Source organism: Leptospiraceae bacterium (assembly GCA_024233835.1).
In the GTDB taxonomy this organism is placed as follows: domain Bacteria; phylum Spirochaetota; class Leptospiria; order Leptospirales; family Leptospiraceae; genus JACKPC01.
Window position 1 is genome coordinate 346,869 of record JACKPC010000001.1, and the last position, 18,800, is coordinate 365,668.

The 18,800-nt window shown below is 38.1% G+C and carries 13 protein-coding genes, 1 pseudogene and 1 CRISPR repeat array; of the genes and pseudogenes, 10 read left to right on the forward strand and 4 right to left on the reverse strand.

Annotation, left to right across the window (positions count from 1 at the left end):
- Nucleotides 1-418: 418 nt before the first annotated feature.
- The 6 genes from H7A25_01680 to H7A25_01705 all read left to right on the forward strand — a co-directional run bounded on the left by H7A25_01680 (nucleotide 419) and on the right by H7A25_01705 (nucleotide 8,744).
- Complete coding sequence (locus H7A25_01680; GenBank protein ID MCP5498587.1) at nucleotides 419-1,546, forward strand: DUF1887 family protein; 1,128 nt, start codon at nucleotides 419-421, stop codon at nucleotides 1,544-1,546.
- Nucleotides 1,543-3,003: a hypothetical protein gene (locus H7A25_01685; protein MCP5498588.1), complete on the forward strand. Its 1,461-nt coding sequence runs from the start codon at nucleotides 1,543-1,545 to the stop codon at nucleotides 3,001-3,003. The genes H7A25_01680 and H7A25_01685 overlap by 4 nt, the downstream gene beginning before the upstream one ends.
- Entirely contained in the window at nucleotides 3,000-3,998 is a 999-nt protein-coding gene (cas1, locus tag H7A25_01690) for a CRISPR-associated endonuclease Cas1 (protein MCP5498589.1), read from the forward strand. The genes H7A25_01685 and cas1 overlap by 4 nt, the downstream gene beginning before the upstream one ends.
- A gap of 269 nt (nucleotides 3,999-4,267) precedes the next feature.
- A CRISPR array of direct repeats spans nucleotides 4,268-6,051; the repeat unit is 37 nt; unit sequence GTGGGAATTAGTCTGGCTCGTTTGAGAGCATTGCGAC.
- 409 nt (nucleotides 6,052-6,460) lie between these two features.
- Complete coding sequence (locus H7A25_01695) at nucleotides 6,461-6,898, forward strand: transposase (protein ID MCP5498590.1); 438 nt, start codon at nucleotides 6,461-6,463, stop codon at nucleotides 6,896-6,898.
- Between the two features lie 75 nt (nucleotides 6,899-6,973).
- Nucleotides 6,974-7,492, forward strand: coding sequence for an IS110 family transposase (locus H7A25_01700; protein MCP5498591.1), 519 nt, complete (start codon nucleotides 6,974-6,976; stop codon nucleotides 7,490-7,492).
- A 301-nt stretch (nucleotides 7,493-7,793) separates the two neighbouring features.
- Complete coding sequence (locus H7A25_01705) at nucleotides 7,794-8,744, forward strand: PD-(D/E)XK nuclease family transposase (GenBank protein MCP5498592.1); 951 nt, start codon at nucleotides 7,794-7,796, stop codon at nucleotides 8,742-8,744.
- A gap of 1,347 nt (nucleotides 8,745-10,091) precedes the next feature.
- Here H7A25_01705 and H7A25_01710 read toward each other — a convergent pair.
- A complete protein-coding gene (locus H7A25_01710) occupies nucleotides 10,092-10,529 on the reverse strand; it encodes a CopD family protein (GenBank protein MCP5498593.1) in 438 nt (145 codons plus the stop codon).
- A 180-nt stretch (nucleotides 10,530-10,709) separates the two neighbouring features.
- On the opposite strand from H7A25_01710, the gene H7A25_01715 reads away from it, so the two are divergent.
- From H7A25_01715 to H7A25_01730, 4 genes are read left to right on the forward strand one after another with little or no spacing between them, the layout of a single operon-like run.
- Entirely contained in the window at nucleotides 10,710-11,402 is a 693-nt protein-coding gene (locus H7A25_01715; GenBank protein ID MCP5498594.1) for a c-type cytochrome, read from the forward strand.
- A gap of 15 nt (nucleotides 11,403-11,417) precedes the next feature.
- The gene (locus tag H7A25_01720) at nucleotides 11,418-12,794 is read left to right on the forward strand and encodes a cbb3-type cytochrome c oxidase subunit I (protein MCP5498595.1); all 1,377 of its coding nucleotides are present in this window, start codon (nucleotides 11,418-11,420) and stop codon (nucleotides 12,792-12,794) included.
- Between the two features lie 2 nt (nucleotides 12,795-12,796).
- On the forward strand, nucleotides 12,797-13,582 hold the full coding sequence (locus H7A25_01725; protein MCP5498596.1) for a CbbQ/NirQ/NorQ/GpvN family protein: 786 nt from the start codon (nucleotides 12,797-12,799) through the stop codon (nucleotides 13,580-13,582).
- Between the two features lie 3 nt (nucleotides 13,583-13,585).
- Nucleotides 13,586-15,346: a VWA domain-containing protein gene (locus tag H7A25_01730; GenBank protein ID MCP5498597.1), complete on the forward strand. Its 1,761-nt coding sequence runs from the start codon at nucleotides 13,586-13,588 to the stop codon at nucleotides 15,344-15,346.
- A 41-nt stretch (nucleotides 15,347-15,387) separates the two neighbouring features.
- Here H7A25_01730 and H7A25_01735 read toward each other — a convergent pair whose 3' ends face one another.
- The 3 genes and pseudogenes from H7A25_01735 to nirK form a co-directional block, all read right to left on the reverse strand.
- Nucleotides 15,388-15,990, reverse strand: a complete 603-nt coding sequence (locus H7A25_01735) for an SCO family protein (GenBank protein ID MCP5498598.1) — start codon at nucleotides 15,988-15,990, stop codon at nucleotides 15,388-15,390.
- A gap of 20 nt (nucleotides 15,991-16,010) precedes the next feature.
- Complete coding sequence (locus H7A25_01740; GenBank protein ID MCP5498599.1) at nucleotides 16,011-16,706, reverse strand: formylglycine-generating enzyme family protein; 696 nt, start codon at nucleotides 16,704-16,706, stop codon at nucleotides 16,011-16,013.
- A gap of 90 nt (nucleotides 16,707-16,796) precedes the next feature.
- Nucleotides 16,797-18,197, reverse strand: a pseudogene (gene nirK / locus H7A25_01745) (nitrite reductase, copper-containing).
- Between the last annotated feature and the right edge of the window lie 603 nt (nucleotides 18,198-18,800).

Consider the following 18,800-nt stretch of genomic DNA (forward strand, 5'->3'; position numbering starts at 1 on the left):
AGCGAGCCAAAGGCGAGTCGAAGTATAGCCCGATAAGAAAGGGTTTTCTTATATACAAAAAGCATTTCGAGAACAGTCCATTAGATAAGTCTTATAATTTATGTCGTTTCCCAAGGGCGGTCGTTTACGGCTGCCCTGGGAAAGCCACGTCATCGGAGAACAAAAGCAGGCTTCGCTTGTGAGAAAGAAGCGATCAGAGATGGAACGGTCTGAAAGGGAACGGTCTGAAAGGGAACGGTCGCGACCGTTCCTTACGATAACAGTTATACCTCAGATTTTAGATTATCCTTATGTTAGAAGAAGCATTCTCTTACCTCCACGTTTCAACGCGGGGTACGGGAGATTCGCGGATTCGGATAATCTAAAAACTGCTTGTTTTTCATTCCCCAGTATCTGAAAATGGTAAAAGGTTCTTTACATGAAAATCATCGTTTCCCTGGTTTCTGACCAACCCATTCCTAACCTGATACCCCTTAAAGAGGATTCTCTCAGACCGGACAGGCTCATCCTTCTGGTTTCAGACAAAATGAAAGCCAAAGCCTCTTACTTAGAGAAGATTGTTCACCGCTGGGGGATATCCGTAGAGTCTTTTTCAATTGATGCCTACAACTTGCAGGAAGCAAAGAAACCCTGTTTGAAGATTTTAGATAAATATAAAGATTCGGAAATCCTCCTTAATGCTACGGGTGGCACAAAAATTATGGCCTTTGCTGCTTATGATGTATTCAATTCTTACAATAAACACATCTTCTATGTAGACACTCAGGATAAACTTATACAGGGAATCAATTATGATTTAAGAATACCCTATCATCACTGGTTAGATGTCGAATCTTACCTGAATGCCTACGGACAGTGTATTAACTCTCATTCTAATGATTTTTTCGATAGATACACACCCAGGCTTCACAGTTTATTTACCGAACTTATTAAATCTGATAAAAATTATTTATCCTCCATCCCGCGCTTTAATCAGTATTGTTATTTTAATCATCGTAATTATTTTCCGGCAATAGTAGAGATAACTGAAGATGATTTTCGAGATAGAGATTTCATGAGCTTAATTCATTTATTTACAAACTCAGGTCTTCTTCGTTTGTCCGGAAGAAAAATCACTTTTGAAAATGCAGATATTCATTCTTTTCTACATGGCGGCTGGCTCGAAGCCTATGTATATAATGAAGTAAAAAATATACCCGGCACAAATGTTTTCTGTAATGCCAAAGTTGGTATGTTGAATGAAAATTCCCAGGTCAATAAAAATGAATATGATGTAGTATTCACTTATCATAATCGCCTGTATCTGATTGAATGCAAAACAGCTATCATAAGTTCTAAAAGTATTAAACCTGATAATATTATTTATAAATTGAATACTCTTAAAGATTTTTCCGGCGGACTCTACGGTAAGGGCTTACTGGTTTCTCTTCGAACCCTTTCTGAATGGCAGAAAAAAAGAATGAAAGATTATCGACTCGAGTCCGTAGAAGGAACTGAAGGTCTAAAAAATCTACCTTCTGCCCTTTTAACACTTATAAGCAAATGATACAATTTAGTCTGGAATATGCAGAAAAGAATTTTGAGGAAATTCTAAAATTAGCACTTTCTGATAAAGAAATTGTTATACCTGCCGGAAGAGGGAAAAATATAAAAATAAGTTCTGAAAAACCCAAAAAGATCCAGATTTCCAGTAAGAAAATTTACTCTATTGATAACTTATATGCTTCTACTCTTCAGATGAAAAATCCTCCCTTTATCTCCAATGAGAAACTCCCCCGAACAGTTGCGAATATACGTAATCAGCTTTTTTTTGAAGCAAAGAAATACCCGGACAGGGCCTTTGATGGACTTTATAGATTTCTCCACAACCCGGATATCCTGAAAGCTTCTTTAGAACGAATTTTTTTCAAACATTCCGGTGCAAAAGTAGCAAAAGAAATCCAATCAAAAACCTACAGAGATTTCCTTTCAGAGATTAAACAGGAATTAGAAAGCAGGAAATATAAACCTCAATTCTCAAAGCAAATTTTTTTTCCAAAAAAAGAAGAAGGAGCTTTCCGAGAAATTAGCCTGTATGATTTGAAAGATAAGGTGATCCAGACTTCCTTCTACCTTGTTTTAGAGCCCCTGTTTGAAGCAAAGTTTTTAGATTGTTCCTATGGTTTTCGTTCAGGGCGAACGAGAGATGATGCGGCCTTAAGCTTAAAAAAATATATCCGTTCGGGTCATACCTTTATCTATGATGCAGATATTCGTTCCTGCTTTGATAGCATTCCTCATAAACCTCTGGTAAATATTACTAATAAGCGAATCGCCGATAAGCATGTTTTGGAAGTTTTAGAAACTATCTTAGCTGCTCCAAAGAGAGAAAATGAATTTAGCATGGAGAAAAGAGAGCTCAGCAGGGGCATTCCTCAGGGTGGCATTCTATCTCCCTTACTCGCGAATATCTATTTACATGAATTTGATAATTTTTTTTACAGCAAGAATGCAGTTTTAAAAGCTACACATTCCAGAATGCTTCGTTATGCAGATGATTTTGTTGTAGCTTCGAGACATCATACAGAGGAACAAATTAAGCTAATAAACGACTATTTGAATAATGAATTATTACTGGATATACATCCGGATAAAACAAGGCTTGTAAATCTAAAACAGGAAGGAGAAAGGGTTAATTTTTTAGGATATTCTATTTCTCTTTCTGATAAAAATTCTCATTCTTCTATTCAAATTTCTCCTGCTAACTCAGCCATTGAAAAGGAAAAAGAAAGACTGTCTGTACTCTTATATGATACCTATAAAAATGCAGACATTCCTGAACTTTTAGAAATAGTCCTGGAACGTCTGGAATCCTGGAGAAATCAGTATAAACTGAGTAAAAAAGACTATATGTATAAACCCTTATATGATTATATACAAACTGAACTTACGCAAATTCTTCGATACAGGATGGCAGGTTTTCGTCAATCAGGGGATGATGAACCCAATGGTATAGTACTATGACAGATATTTATGTAACAAGACACGGAACCTACCTGCATAAAGAGGGGGACACTCTTCTTGTAAAGTTTAAGGGAGAAACCCTTGCGAGAATTCCTTTTAAAGATATAGACTCTTTACAACTATTCGGTAATGTGCAGTTTTCCACCCAGTTTCTTCTGGAAATGCTGAAACGAAATGTGTCCTTTTCTTTTTATACACAGAAAGGAAACCTTCTCGGTCAGGCCCTTCCTCCCTTTCCGAAAAATATAGACCTTCGAGTTCAACAGGTAAACCTGCAAAAAGACGAAAAGTTCCGTCTGGATATTAGTAAGCAAATTGTTTTTTCCAAAATTATTTTTAGTATTAAGCTTCTAGAAGATGCACAGATTAATCATCCTGAATTAGTATTCAAAGATAAACTTTCAGCATTAAAAAAATGGAAACAGAAAGTCCTGCAAGCAGAGGACATCGCAAGCCTGATGGGTTTTGAAGGAAGTTTTGCTTCAGCCTATTATCCCTGCTATAAAAAACTTTTTCCCTCAGAAGATTTGTTTAAAGGACGAAGTCGAAGACCTCCAAAAGACGAGGGAAATGCGATTCTTTCTTTTTTGAGTGTGCTGGTTTCTAACCGACTCGGTTCCTTGATTGAGGGCAAGGGTCTGGACCCTTATCTTGGCTACCTGCACGGAACCCGCTACGGCAGAAAAAGTCTTTCTTTTGACCTTGTAGAACCTTTGCGTCCCCTTTTTTGTGAAAGAGTCACTGTTAAACTTTTTACCCTTAAAATTCTGCAAAAAGAAGACTTTGAATCGGTGAAGGGGGGCGGGGTTTATTTGAAGCAAAGTAGCCAATTAAAATTCCTTCGGTTTTATAATGAAGAGATAAAAGCAGAAAGAAATTACAAATTAATCACCGGAAACCTTGATGAGCTGATTTATTACCTCAGCGATTGGCTCAAGTCCTGCATCAAAAAAGGAGTGGTAGAAAGGTTGAATTTAAACCTAAACAAGTCATGAGTAGAATTTCCAGTCAAGAAATTTCCGATTGCTCCACCGAAAATGGCCATTTTTCCGGGAGGTTACAGGAAAACACGTTATACGAAATAGTAAAAAAGGGCTTTTTCTGCCTATCATTTAAGCAAAACCTGCCATTTTGGCGTAGAATTTTTAAGCAAATTCCTGTAACCGTTTTTCGGGCCAAAAAAGGGGTAGGTTACAGGAAAATATTAGAAAAATTACTTGTAAGCTACCTGAGAATGCTACAGAATGGTACCTGAAAAGAGGCTGTGGGAATTAGTCTGGCTCGTTTGAGAGCATTGCGACAATTTTTTCCGTTACTGATTACGGTGTAGATTAATGCAGTGGGAATTAGTCTGGCTCGTTTGAGAGCATTGCGACATGTTTGACTACTTAACGCTTGAAGCTTCTCCTTAGTAAGTGGGAATTAGTCTGGCTCGTTTGAGAGCATTGCGACGTTGTGTTACATCTTCAGGGGTGACACCCTGAAGTGAACCGTGGGAATTAGTCTGGCTCGTTTGAGAGCATTGCGACGACTCAGTGAAAGCTGCGAAAGCAGCATGGGAACAAGAAAGTGGGAATTAGTCTGGCTCGTTTGAGAGCATTGCGACCTACAGCTCCAAGGTTTAGTGATTTCAACTTTTTATCAGTGGGAATTAGTCTGGCTCGTTTGAGAGCATTGCGACTAATGTTTCTGTATGCGTAAAATAACCTTTTTGATTGTGTGGGAATTAGTCTGGCTCGTTTGAGAGCATTGCGACTTAAGAATTGAAACTAATTTTTCAAATGCATCTTTTGGTGGGAATTAGTCTGGCTCGTTTGAGAGCATTGCGACATAATTCCCTGTGAAAGGAGCTTTATTCGCTTTTCTTTATGTGGGAATTAGTCTGGCTCGTTTGAGAGCATTGCGACTATTATCTCTATGACTCCTTTATAATGTGTAATTATCTGGTGGGAATTAGTCTGGCTCGTTTGAGAGCATTGCGACTTGAAAACCTTACGGGGAATGAACGCCTAAGGCTTTTAGTGGGAATTAGTCTGGCTCGTTTGAGAGCATTGCGACCACTTAGCTCCCACTCTCTCAGATAAGAGTCAAGTAGCCAGTGGGAATTAGTCTGGCTCGTTTGAGAGCATTGCGACTAATGTTTCTGTATGCGTAAAATAACCTTTTTGATTGTGTGGGAATTAGTCTGGCTCGTTTGAGAGCATTGCGACATAATAGAGATCATTAGAGAAAATTTAGAGAAAATTTGTGGGAATTAGTCTGGCTCGTTTGAGAGCATTGCGACATGTTTTCATCATAAGGAGATTCTAATATGCAAAATAGAGAAAGTGGGAATTAGTCTGGCTCGTTTGAGAGCATTGCGACAGTAAATCTTCGAGTGTTAATTTTGTAGTGTCCATTGTGGGAATTAGTCTGGCTCGTTTGAGAGCATTGCGACCTCACATCATCCTTCTCGCTAACGGCTTCTTCTGCATACGTGGGAATTAGTCTGGCTCGTTTGAGAGCATTGCGACTAAATTACAGGCACACTATCAAAATGATGTTTCGTGTGTGGGAATTAGTCTGGCTCGTTTGAGAGCATTGCGACCCAGGTTTCACCTTTTGTATCCGGAGTTTCAGCCCACATTGTGGGAATTAGTCTGGCTCGTTTGAGAGCATTGCGACTGAACTTGGCCTTTACGACTTCTTTAGTGTTTTTTGTATGTGGGAATTAGTCTGGCTCGTTTGAGAGCATTGCGACTTATGTAGTAAACTGTTCTTGGGTTCAAATTACGTTTCATGTGGGAATTAGTCTGGCTCGTTTGAGAGCATTGCGACATTCCGGATTGAACGTCTTCAAACGGTTTAAATATCGGGAAGTGGGAATTAGTCTGGCTCGTTTGAGAGCATTGCGACAATAATTGTTTCCTGTTCAGCCGGTGCCTGTTCAGCCGGGTGGGAATTAGTCTGGCTCGTTTGAGAGCATTGCGACAATCTTTATTAGAGAAAACTTTTGCTCTTGTACCTGTACTGTGGGAATTAGTCTGGCTCGTTTGAGAGCATTGGGTTCAGCTGCCAGCAATCAGCTAAACAGCCGTCAGCTTTTGTGGTAGGTAAGATTTTTCTTATAAAGGAATGCTTAACTATTAAAGAGCTGATAGCTATGCTTCGACTCAGGCTTACGCCTTTGCTCAGCACAGGTGCTGATGCGACCCCTGAGCGAACGATAGAGAGCCCATTAGTAAATAAGTGGCTATTTTTTAAGGATTTCTTTTTCTGAAAAAGTAGCACCGAACCAGAAATGGAAGAAGCCTATCAGCGAGCCAGGATATTAAATCCATCCTTCGAATAAGGCCCCATTTCTGTATGTGATAAAACTAAATAGAGCTTTTGAGTTTAGAACTCATTAATTATGGGCAAAGTTCAATCACACCGGTTCGGCACTTAAAATACATGTTACTTTAAGAGGATACAGATGATGAAAAATGTAAAGTATTTTATTGGGATCGATATCTCTTCTGAATTTATTACTGTTTCTTATTATTCAAAGAAAGAGGAAACGTATATATCATTGGGAAATTATAACAATAACCCTGATGGATATTTATTGCTAATCAAAGATTTCAAGAAAGCAAGTCCTAAAATTACAAATAAAAATTCAGTTATTTGTATGGAAGCAACAGGTGTATATGGGGAACAATTAGCTTATTATTTTTCTGGTTTAGGTTTTTTTATTGCTGTAGAAAATCCTTTAAAAGTCAAAAGGGTTTTTGAAATATCACAACATAAAACTGATGAGGTAGATAGTAGGAAGATAGCAGAATATGCTTTCAGATTTTTAGATGAACTTACTAAATGGACTCCTAATAGTGAAATTCTTGAAGAAATCAGTGTTTTGCTTGTACAGAGGGAATAAATAACCAAACAAAAAACAAGTAATACGAATGCACTGAAAGCATTAAAAAAGAAACATTACCAGGTCAATGAAGCGATGATGATATATGAAGAAATGATTTTAAACTGTAAGAATATGATAAGTAAAATTGAAGATAAAATAAAAACTCTAATTGAATCAGAACCGGAACTGAAACAGACAATGGACAATATCAAGACTATTCCCGGAGTGGGAAATATTTTTACATATTATTTATTAGTAACTACTAATGGTTTCAAAGAACATTTGGATTACAGGAAGCTTGCTTCTTATATGGGTATTGTACCATTGCAATATGAAAGTGGAAAATCAATAAGACGAAAAACTTCTTCCAGCGGAATCGGGCCGGGTAACTTGCGACGAGTAATATATTTAGTTTCTATGGCTTCCAGAAAGTATGATAAAAACATGGAAAAATATTTTCTAAGGAAAGTGGCGGAAGGAAAAAACAAAAAACTGGTTCTTAATAACATAGGAAATAAATTATTAAAAATAATTATAGCTCTTATTAAATCAAACAAACCCTATATTAAAAACTTTGTCTCAATTCATCCAAAAAATTTTAAAACTGGTTGACAAAATTTTACATAGAGTTCGAAGGGAAGCAACGATCAGCTTTTTACCTAACCCCCTCTTTCCCCCTTCCCTAATTCGTTCTCTCGCTTCGCTCATTCACAGAGCAGGGGGAGGTCTTATTTGGTGGTCTTTGTTGTCCGTTCAGCCGGACGCTGTGCTTCGGCTTACGCTCAGCAACCACATCCGGCTGGGAAAAAAAGTTTCAAAAAGTATCCCAAAAGTCCAGTTTCGGCTTCCCTTCTATAGAAAATTTTTGTTCCTTCTGTGCATTTTCAAACCCTTTATAGTAGGAGATCGTAAAATGAAACAGAAAGATACAGAAAAACAGAGCGGACTTTTACCCTTACATAGCGATATTGTATTTAAGATATTTTGCATAAAGAAACCTCATCTCTTAGCAAAACTTTTGGATGCCGTACTCGGATTCAAGGGAACTGATAAAATCGAAAGCCTGCAAATACTCAATCCGGAAATACCTGGTGACACCCGGAATGATAAATTGTCCATTCTGGATATACACGCTGTAAATAAACGCAGCGAGCATTTTGGAGTAGAAATGCAGGGCTTCCCACAGGATTATTTTGGAAAAAGGGTTCTGTATTACTGGGCCAAGCTCTATTCACAGCAAATTAAAAAAGGAGCTACATACGTTCAGTTGAAACCTGTGTATTCCGTTTCTTTCTTGAATTTTAACCTGCTGCAAATAGACAACTTTCATTCGACTTTCCAGCTATTGGAAAAAGAGAATCCGGAAATAGCCTTGACGAAAGATCTGGAAATTCATATAATAGAACTACCAAAGTTTCTAAAACAGGTAGAGGAACTGGATACCGAGCTGGAAAACTGGTTGTATTTCCTTGGAAAAGCCGAGCATTTGCAGGAAAAAGAGATGAAAGAGTTGCAAGAAAGAAACCCGGTCATGGAAGAAGCGATAGAAGCTTTAAAGGATATATCCCTCGACGAGAAGACCAGGGCTTATTACGAAATGCGCTTGAAATCGGAACGGGATTTTATGGCGATGAGACATTATGCCTATCATCAAGGACTCAAAGAAGGAATGGAAAAGGAACGCCTGCTGGCCGAGAGACAAATTGAAAAAGAACGAAAAAGAGCCGAGCATAAAAGTAAACTCAGGACTGCGATAAATTTGATGAAAATGAATCTTTCCATTCAGGCCATTTCCATTGCTACCGAACTCCCGGAAGCTTATTTGGAGAAGTTTTTTCGGAAAGCGATTAGGGGTGAGGAATGAGGGGTGGAATTATTACTAATCCCTAATATCTAAATACTAATCACTAAGTTTACCTATCCCCCGGCCCCTTTCCTAATTCGCCTGACTTCGGCTCAGACTTACGTCATCGCTCAGCCGGCGATTTCCTTTTGCGTTGCTTCAATGCAACCGGTTACTGAGCGAACGATAGAGAGTTCGAAGGGAAACAACCGACGAGCGGGCTGAAAGCTGTTAGCTAAAAAGGCTCGACTCAGAGCATTGAATTACAAAAGCCGCGGAGGTAATCCGGGGCTTCTCTGTTTGTTGGGGTTATGGTTGCCATGCCTCCTCTCGTTTCAACTCCCAATCGTAGCGGTACAAATCTCCGAATTTTTTACCCTTATTGAAGATCGACGACATGAAAAGAGCTTGTAAAGGGTCGATTCATGTTGTCTAATACATTGCTATGGAAAAGGAAATAATCAGATTTTTTATGACCTGGGCTTCGGTCTCAATCATGGTTTTCGTATTATTGAAACTATTGGTAAAGCTTTATATAGACGTTACAAAAACAACTAAAAGCGGTAAAGATTGAGCAATAGGGATTTGCTCATCATGTATGTATCAATAGTCTCTGGACTATTGGCAGCGTATTTTGCAGTAGATAAAGACCTTCGCTTTTATGTCGATTTGTTTGTAATATTTATAGGAGTTACTGGTGGCATAATGGGACTACTGATATTTATATTTAGAAAGGGAAATGATTAAATGACTCTAATATGGTTTTACTGTACTTGTAGTGATGGGTATTGGCTCGCTAAAGAGAATTGGTTTCAGCTGCCAGAAATTAGGAATTGGTGATTAGAGGTTTGGGATTAGTGGCTTTATTTGGTAGCATGGATTTCCAAAAGAAAAACAAGCTCTGGAACTATTACTAATCCCTAATATCTAAATACTATTAGCTAAGCAGCCGTCAGCTTTTTACCTATCCCCCAGCCCCTTTCCTAATTCGCTTGGCTTCGGCTCAGACTTACGTCATCGCTCAGCCGGCGATTTCCTTTTGAGTTGCTTCAATGCAACCGGTTACTGAGCGAGCCAACGGCGAGTCGAAGTATAGCCCGATAAGAAAGGGTTTTCTTATATACAAAAAGTATTTCAAGAACAGTCTATTAGATAAGTCTTATGATTTATGTCGTTTCCCGAGGGCGTGGGTTTAACCACGTCATCGGGTGAAAAGAACGGGCTGAATAGGAATGGTCGCGACCATTCCTTACGATAACAGCTATACCTCGTATTTTTAGATTGTCATAATATTAGAAGAATCTATCTCTTAACCCCACGTTTCAACGCGGGGTACGGGAGGTTGAGGAATAATAATTTGTTTTATCATCACAAATATCCATACCGATACAGCACACCCAGGAAGACATATAAAACAGATAGAATAGTTACCGGTACAATATGAAAAGCTAAAGATATTAGATTTTCCTTATTTAATCTGGGTATAATTCGGAGTCTTGCATCTATTGCCAGGACAAAGGTAAGAAAAAGTAAAAGAAGTTTATAGGAAACGAGCCTCGATACAGGATTGGAAAAATCAAACCAATCTCGTCCGCCCAGACTGATACCAGCCATCCAGAGACCACTAAAGATTTGAATAATAAGTGCAGGTATTCCAATAGTTTCATAAGAAGATTCAAACCTTCTTATAAATTCAATATCTTTATTCTTTAAAACTCCTGGCAAAATAGTAAGGGAGAGAATCAAATGACCTCCTGTCCAAACAGTAGCCGCAAGAACATGAAGACTCAAAATCCATGCATACATATTTACTTTTCCAATCCTTTTTGAAATATTTATTTATACAAAGTTCTTAGACAGTTTATTCATAAAATAACAATACAATTATATTCCTTTTTCTGATATTTTTACAGTTTTATTGATTTATATCAATGACAATTTTATTTTTATAATATAACAAAAAGATAAAAATATTTTGGGGGCAAGATGTTATCAAAATCACAGGCAAGGTTATTTTTCCTATTGGGAACTTTAATTTTTGCTCTTGCGTTTCTTGGTTTGACTGTGGACTCAATGAAAAAAGTTCCCTCACAAACAAATGAAGCCAATATGAGTGAAGAAGTGAAAAGAGGAAAAGAAATCTGGGACAAGAATAATTGTATGGGCTGTCATACACTTTTGGGAGAAGGAGCATATTATGCACCGGAACTCACAAAAGTATATGAAAGGAGAGGCCCGGAATGGATGAAATTATTTATAAAAGATCCACAGGCGATGTATCCGAATGAAAGGAAAATGATAAAATACAACTTTACCGATAAGGAAATTGATGACCTTATCGCTTTCTTTAAATGGATAGGAAATATGAATCTGAACGGATTTCCGGCGAAACCTAAAACCTTACTTTCTTCCTCTGCAAGTGCAAATACAAATGCGGGTATAACACAAAAAGAACCTCTTAAATTTACTCAGCTTTGTAGAGCCTGCCATGCTCTGGGGGGAAAAGGTGGAAATACCGGTCCGGCCTTAGATGGAGTAGCAAAGAAGTATGATTCTCAATATCTTGAAAAATGGATCGCAAATCCCGCATCGATTAAGCCGGGAACAAATATGCCCAAATTACCTCTCTCTGATACAGAACTTAAAGAGATCGTTAATTTTCTCGGGGAACAAAAATAAAAGGAGTCAGGGTACATGAAATATCGATCACAGAAGATAGCTTATTATTTCTTTGCAGTTTGTATGCTACTACTTAGCTTGCAGCTAATTTATGGTTTTATAATGGGTTTTGCCCATATTGGTCTCGATGGATTACACGATTGGATTCCTTTTAATGCAGCAAGAGCTACTCATACAAATCTTCTTGTAGTATGGTTATTATGCGGCTTTATGGGAGCGGCGCACTTCATTATCCCGGACGAAGCCGGACGCGAAATCTATTCCGAAAAGTTAGCCTTTTTGCAACTGGGTTCGCTGGTTGTAGTGGGAGTGGTTGCAATTATAGGCTTTCACTTAAATTGGTGGGAAGGAAGAAAGTTTTTAGAAATTCCCAGACCTCTTGATTTTTTAGTAGTTGTGAATGTTCTAACCTTCTTATTCAACATAGGAATGACTGTTTGGAATGGTAAAAAGCATACAACTACAGCTCTTGTACTTTATTTTGGTCTTTTGGCGGCCGCCCTTCTGTATTTACCGGGGATGATTTATTTCCATAACCATACCCTTGATTCCTTTTTTAGATGGTGGGTGGTTCACTTATGGGTAGAAGGTGTATGGGAACTTATCATGGGTTCTATCCTTGCCTATCTCTTGATTAAGCTTACCGGTGTTGATAGAGAAGTTATTGAAAAGTGGCTTTATGTGATCGTGGGTCTTACATTTCTTTCAGGAATATTAGGAACCGGTCACCATTACTATTATATCGGAACACCTTCTTATTGGTTATGGGTGGGAGGATTGTTCTCTGCTTTAGAACCTCTTGCATTTTTAGGAATGGCTCTGTTTGCCATTAACATGTACAGAAAAAGTGAAAGAACGCATCCGAACAAAATTTCCCTTTATTGGACAATTGGATGTGCCATCATGTCCTTTGTGGGTGCAGGATTTTTAGGTTTTGCTCATACTCTTCCTCAAGTAAACCTTTATACACACGGAACCCTGGTTACAGCTATGCACGGACATATGGCGTTCTGGGGAGCCTATGCCATGATGGTTCTGGCTATTATTTCCTATGCAATGCCACTTCTTACGGGGCGTAAACTCTGGAATAACATGTCCGGTTTACTTGCATTCTGGATTTCTAATATAGGCATGCTCGGAATGACAGGAGCCTTTGCGGTTGCGGGTATTGCCCAGGTTTACCTGGAACGAATACTGGGTCTGGATTTTCTTGCAGTTCAAAAAGAAGTGGAGGTTCACTTCGTAGGACTTTTACTGGCTGCGAGTCTGTTTACTATAGGAATAATCTTATATATTTATAATTTTATAAAATTTGGATTTCCTAATGATGAAACCCTGATTCCGGAAAACTCTCAGGATGACCTTGCCTACTTTTCCAAGCAGGGAGTATAAAAATGTCTTCTCACTCTCCATCGGTGTTTTACAAACCCACAGGTAAGGAAATTGAAATCTTCGAATCCTGCTTCAAAAACAAGTTACCCTTGCTTTTGAAAGGACCAACGGGTGCAGGAAAAACGAGATTCATTGAATACATGGCCTCGAAATTGCAATTAGAATTAATTACCGTTTCCTGTCATGAAGAAACTTCGGCAGTTGACTTACTGGGGAGACACCTGATAAAGGGTGCAGAAACAATATGGCAGGATGGCCCTCTCACGAGGGCTGTTCGAAATGGAGCAATTCTCTATTTAGATGAAATTGCTGAAGCCAGACCCGATGTAATTGTAGCCATACATCCTCTCACTGACCACAGAAGAGAGTTATTTTTAGACAGGTTAAACGAAACGATATATGCGAAAGATTCTTTTATGTTGATTGCTTCTTTTAATCCGGGTTATCAGCGTGGATGGAAGGAATTAAAGCCTTCAACCCGACAAAGATTTGTAAGTATTCAATTTTCCTATCCTTCCTTTGACCTGGAAAAAGAAATATTACAAAAAGAGTCCGGTATTGAAGATAGTATTGCAAAGCGACTGGTGCAAATTGCACATCGAATCAGAGCTTCCTATGACTTAAGCCTTTCTGAGACGGTATCTACACGACTGCTGGTGGATGCAGCGAAATTAATTGCTTCAGGAATTTCCCCACGTATGGCCTGCGAAGTGGCTATTGCCCAGCCTCTTTCGGATGATCCGGATACCATCTTTGCTCTGAGAGATATGATTTCTCTGGTGTTTTAGAGTATGGAAATTGATCAGTGGGTTTTTAAAAAACTTTACCACCCGATAAAAAACTTACTAGCCAAAAAAAAATCACCTGAACTAATTGAAAGAACGGTAGAGCTTTCCTCTCTTAAGCAAAGATTAAGTATTTTTGCCTGTCTCATAAGCGGTGAGACAATTCGTATACAGGAAGCCGAAAAAGAAGGTGGATACAGAGGAAACGTGTTTTATCTTCCGACTTCCTACTATCACGGCCCAAGCTTGAAGGACAATACGGACTTTTATATATTTCGAGTTTTGTATTTAACTTTTCAGAAAAAACTACAATTAAACTGGGAAAAAGAAGGAATCTATAATCGTACACATTCTTTACAAAAAGCTAAAAATGCTTTTCCTGGAGTATTAGAAGAAATTCATAAACATTTTCCGGAAACAAAAGAATGGATTCAGAATATCTGTAAACATGAGTCTACCTTTCAGGAACAATTATCCAATAAGACATTTCCTCTTTCCTATCTCCATGGAGTATTTATGAGTCCCGAAAAAAGAGAGGACTCAAGTTCTATGTCACTACGGGACTCAGATAGAAAACTTCAATCCTATTCAACCGAAAAAGAAGGAAAGCCTAAGGAAGAAGTCATTGTCTTAGAGGAAAATAAAGAAAAAACGCGAGAATATACCTTAAACCATAATTTTGAGAAGATAGAAACAGTAGAAGAATTCAAAGGTGACTGGAGAACTCTGGATGGAGAGGATGAGTTAGATACACATGAAGAGGCACTCAATGAATTAGACTTACGTCATTTAATACGGACGGAAGAATCCAGTTCCTCTCTGTATAAAAGTGATGTCCTTAGAGCCGACATTCCTCTTGAAGCAAAAGATGTAATTTATACTGAAAATCGTTTCTTGTATGATGAATGGAATTATAAGAAAAAAGGATATAGAAAGAACTATTGTTCGGTACTGGAATATCCTTTTACCCAAAAACATTCTTCCTATTATTCAGAATGTTTAAATAAGAATGCTTTAACTTTAAAGCAATTAAAAGAAAAGATGAATCGTCTCGCTAACCAACTTGAGAGTGTAAGACATCAAGAATATGGGGAAGAGTTGGACATGGATTCTCTTCTTGATTATACAGTTCAATTATTAAGTCATTCCAGTCCGAATGAAAGAGTATATGTATCAAAGCGCAAACAAAAGAGGGATATGTCTTTATTGCTATTGATTGATCTCAGTTTGTCTACTGATGGATATGTATCCAATAATCGCATCCTTGATGTAGAAAAGGAATCTGTAATCCTTTTGGGGGAACTTTGTAATGAATATGAAGATCGTTTCCGAATAGATTGCTTTTCCTCGAAAACTCGAAATGATTGCGAATACATTAATGTAAAATCTTTCTCGGACACCTGGGATTCCAAAAAACACTTTATTGGTGCTTTAGAACCCAGGGGCTATACGCGCATCGGTCCGGCCATTCGGCATGCAAAAAGTATATTAGAAAAAGAAGTTTCGCGTAAGAAATGGATACTTTTACTTTCTGACGGAAAACCGAATGATTATGACAGATATGAAGGTAAATATGGGATTGAAGATGTAAAAAAGGCGGTGCAGGAATGTGAAAAATCGAATATTCATCTTTTTGCCCTGGCCATAGAGAAATCGGCTAAAGATTACTTGCCACCGATGTTGGGAGAAGGTAGGTTCCAAATACTCAATCATCCCAAAAAACTGCCACAGGCCATGGCAGATATATATTCGAGGGTATTTCGTTAGAGTGCGAACCGTTGGTAGTTCAGCTATTTATAAATCCCATTTTAAAGACTCTTTAGTTTTTCAATCAAAGCATCCGGATTTTGTCCTAAGCCTTCCAGCCTGTACACGATTTCTCCTTTCGCATTTAAAAGACTTATCAAATTAGAATGAGAAAATGTTCCGTCTTCCATCTTTTTGTACTTCACTCCCAATACAGCTGCAATCTCGGCGATATCAGAAGCACTGGCATGAATCAAAGTCCAACGTTTCAAGTCAAATTTCATTTTGACTGCATACTCTTTTAATACATTCGGAGTATCTTTATCGGAATCAAAAGAAATAAGAACATATTTCACATCCTGAATAGAATCTTTTTCTAATTTTCTTTCAATGTTTTGCATATCAGCAACCAGGCGAGGACAGATATCTTTACAGGTCGAAAAGATCATGCTCACTAATACCTTAGAGTTTTTGAAATCGCTCAGGCTGATAGCTTCAGCGTTTTGATTTTTTAGTGATTTTCCTTCCAAATTATACACGGACTCTCCGCTAACTTTTCCGGATTCCATTTTGTGATGCTCATGATGAGCATGCTTTGAGTGATCCTGTTGCTCCTTGCAAGCATTCATAACAAGAAGCAAAATAATTAACATACTTTTTTTCATTCTTTCTTCTCCATAATTATTCAGTTATTATAGGCACATCGAAAGCCGAGGTTATTAACGGTATATTTGGCATCAAGACTGCTACGAAAGCCATATCTCATGAAAGCAGCGTAATCATTAAAATTGGAAGCACCGAGGCTTCCGCTTCCGCAAAATAAACCTTTATCGAGACTTGAATCCCCTCTCGAATCTCCCGTAACCATGGCCGTACTAAAATCTTCCACCCATTCCCAGATTAAACCGTGCATATCATAAACTCCGTAAAAGTTCTTATATGTAGAACCTACTTCTGAACGATTCACTCCTCCCGGTCTCGAATACCACTTTAATATTCTTGCGGAATAATCTTTTTTATAACTGGCATCTCTTTGTGTTTCATCGGCTAAAGCTACAAATTCCCATTCGGCTGTAGAAGGAAGTCTTTTTCCCTTCCAATGACAATAGGCTCTTGCTGCAAACCATGACACATTGACTACGGCTGCATTGTGTATGGATTTATCGGGAGTATTTCCTTTCCAATGAGAAAGGTAAGCTTTCTCTACAAAAATGGATTTCGCATTTTCTAAAGACCATTTTGATTCTTCTTTTATAAAATTCATATATTCTAAATTACTTACAGGATATTTATCAATGTAGAAACTTTCGACGATTACCTGTTCTCTTTTTGATTTATCAAAAAAAAGAGGTTTAAACTTACCTCCTTTGATAAAAATCATACCTTCTGTCGGAGATTTAGCGGGCAAGCGGACATCCGACAGAAGATATAATAGAATATATAGAAATCTTTGTATTTTCATTTAAATGGTTTATTTTCTAAGTGCTTTCACTTCCTCCGGTTTTACCGCTTCTCCTTTATTTCCCCAGGAATTACGGATATAAGTTAATACGTTTGCAATATCGTTATCATTTAATCTTTGTGCCGGCATTACTCCATTATACTTTTCTCCATTTACAGCTATTTCACCGTTTAATCCATTTAAGATTACCTGAATGGAACGTTTCTTGTCTTTCATTAAGAAATCAGATTTGGCGAGAGGGGGAAATGAACCCTTGATACCATTTCCATCTGATTGATGACAGGCCATACAGTTTTGTGTAAATACCCTTTTTCCATCTGTTAACTGCTCTTCAAAAGTGAAGACTTTAGTAGTTTTCTCCACCTTATCTTCAAGAGATTGGTTAGCTGCACCTTCAGGAAGATATACCTGGTCTTCTGTTTTACCTGAATAAACCTGCTTGTCATCGGGTCCTTCTACTTTTAACATACCGAGGGCACCTTTATTAAAGGTACGGAAAATTGAATGATCTACAATGATAAAAGTTCCCGGAACCTGAAGTTTAAAATCAACAATCGTAGAACCTCCTGCTGGAACTATAGTGGTTTGTACGTTTTTATTTATAGTATCACCACCTTCCGGATAGACCGTATCAAAGATTTCTCCAATCACATGAAACGATGATACTAAATTCGGCCCACCGTTTCCGACATATAACCTTACGTTATCCCCCACTTTAGCTGTGATAGCATTATCACCGGCAAGTGCACCTACCGCTCCATTAAAAACTACGTATTCAGGTTGTTCGTGAAAAGCTTTATCCATATCAAAAGGTTGTCTACCGGTTTCACCATGTTTACCTTTGGTATAAAACTCACCCTGCATTACATAGTATTCTTTATCTACTTTAGGTAAGCCTCCTTTAGGTTCTACTAATATAAGACCATACATTCCATTTGCTATATGCATACCCACCGGTGCAGTTGCACAATGATATACATACAAACCCGGATTTAGAACTTGAAAAGAAAATTTGGATGAGTGACCGGGTGAAGTAAAAGAAGAGGCAGCTCCTCCTCCCGGGCCGGTTACCGCATGGAGGTCGATGTTATGCGGCATCTTACTATCAGGATGATTACTCAACTTAAAGTCAACAATATCTCCCTCTCGTACCCTGATGAATGGCCCCGGAACTTTACCACCATAAGTTCAGAATGTATACTCCACTCCATCTGCCAGTTTCATAACTTTTTCCACCGTCTCGATTTCCACTTTAACACGGGCCGGACCGCTTCTGGTAATCGGAGGCGGCACTTCCGGAGCAAATGTTAATTTGGCGGTTTCTTCTGTTAGCTGTCCCTTGCAGTTCAATAGCTGTGCTACTAAGAAAAGACTTAGTACTGAATTGAGAACTATATATTTTTTAGTCATACTGAATCATAGGCTATTCATAGATTTTAAATTTTTTCATTGATAAAAATCAATAAATGGATACTTTATGTGACTTTTAAAAAAAAGATGCAGAAAAACAGAACGGGCTTTTACCCTTACAGCGTGTCTTAAAATAAGCTTATATGCTAAAGAAAAGCAAGCTGCAAGAGCCTGGAGCATCATTTTCAGACAGGCTCTTATATAGCGATATTGTATTTAAGATATTTTGCATAAAGTATCCGCACTTGCTGGCAGACCTTTTAAACTCGGTTCTGGGTTTTGAAGGAAATCAAAAAATCACCCGACTAAAAATACTCAATCCGGAAATAGCCTTGACGAAAGATCCGGAAATTCATAAATAGAACTACCGAAATTTCTGAAGCAAGTCGAAGAACTGGATACCGAGCAGGAAAACGGGTTCTATTTCTTCTAAGGATGCTTTTCTGAAGAAACTGTATGCTAAAAAATACCCTTGATATAGTTAAAATCCCTCCAAAAAAATTACTCATTTATTATTTAATACTCTACCTTCTGTCTCTAAATCTTTTCTATTTCTGGAAGCTAAAAATGGCTCACCCAGCTTTTTATGGGTTTCTTTTTGGT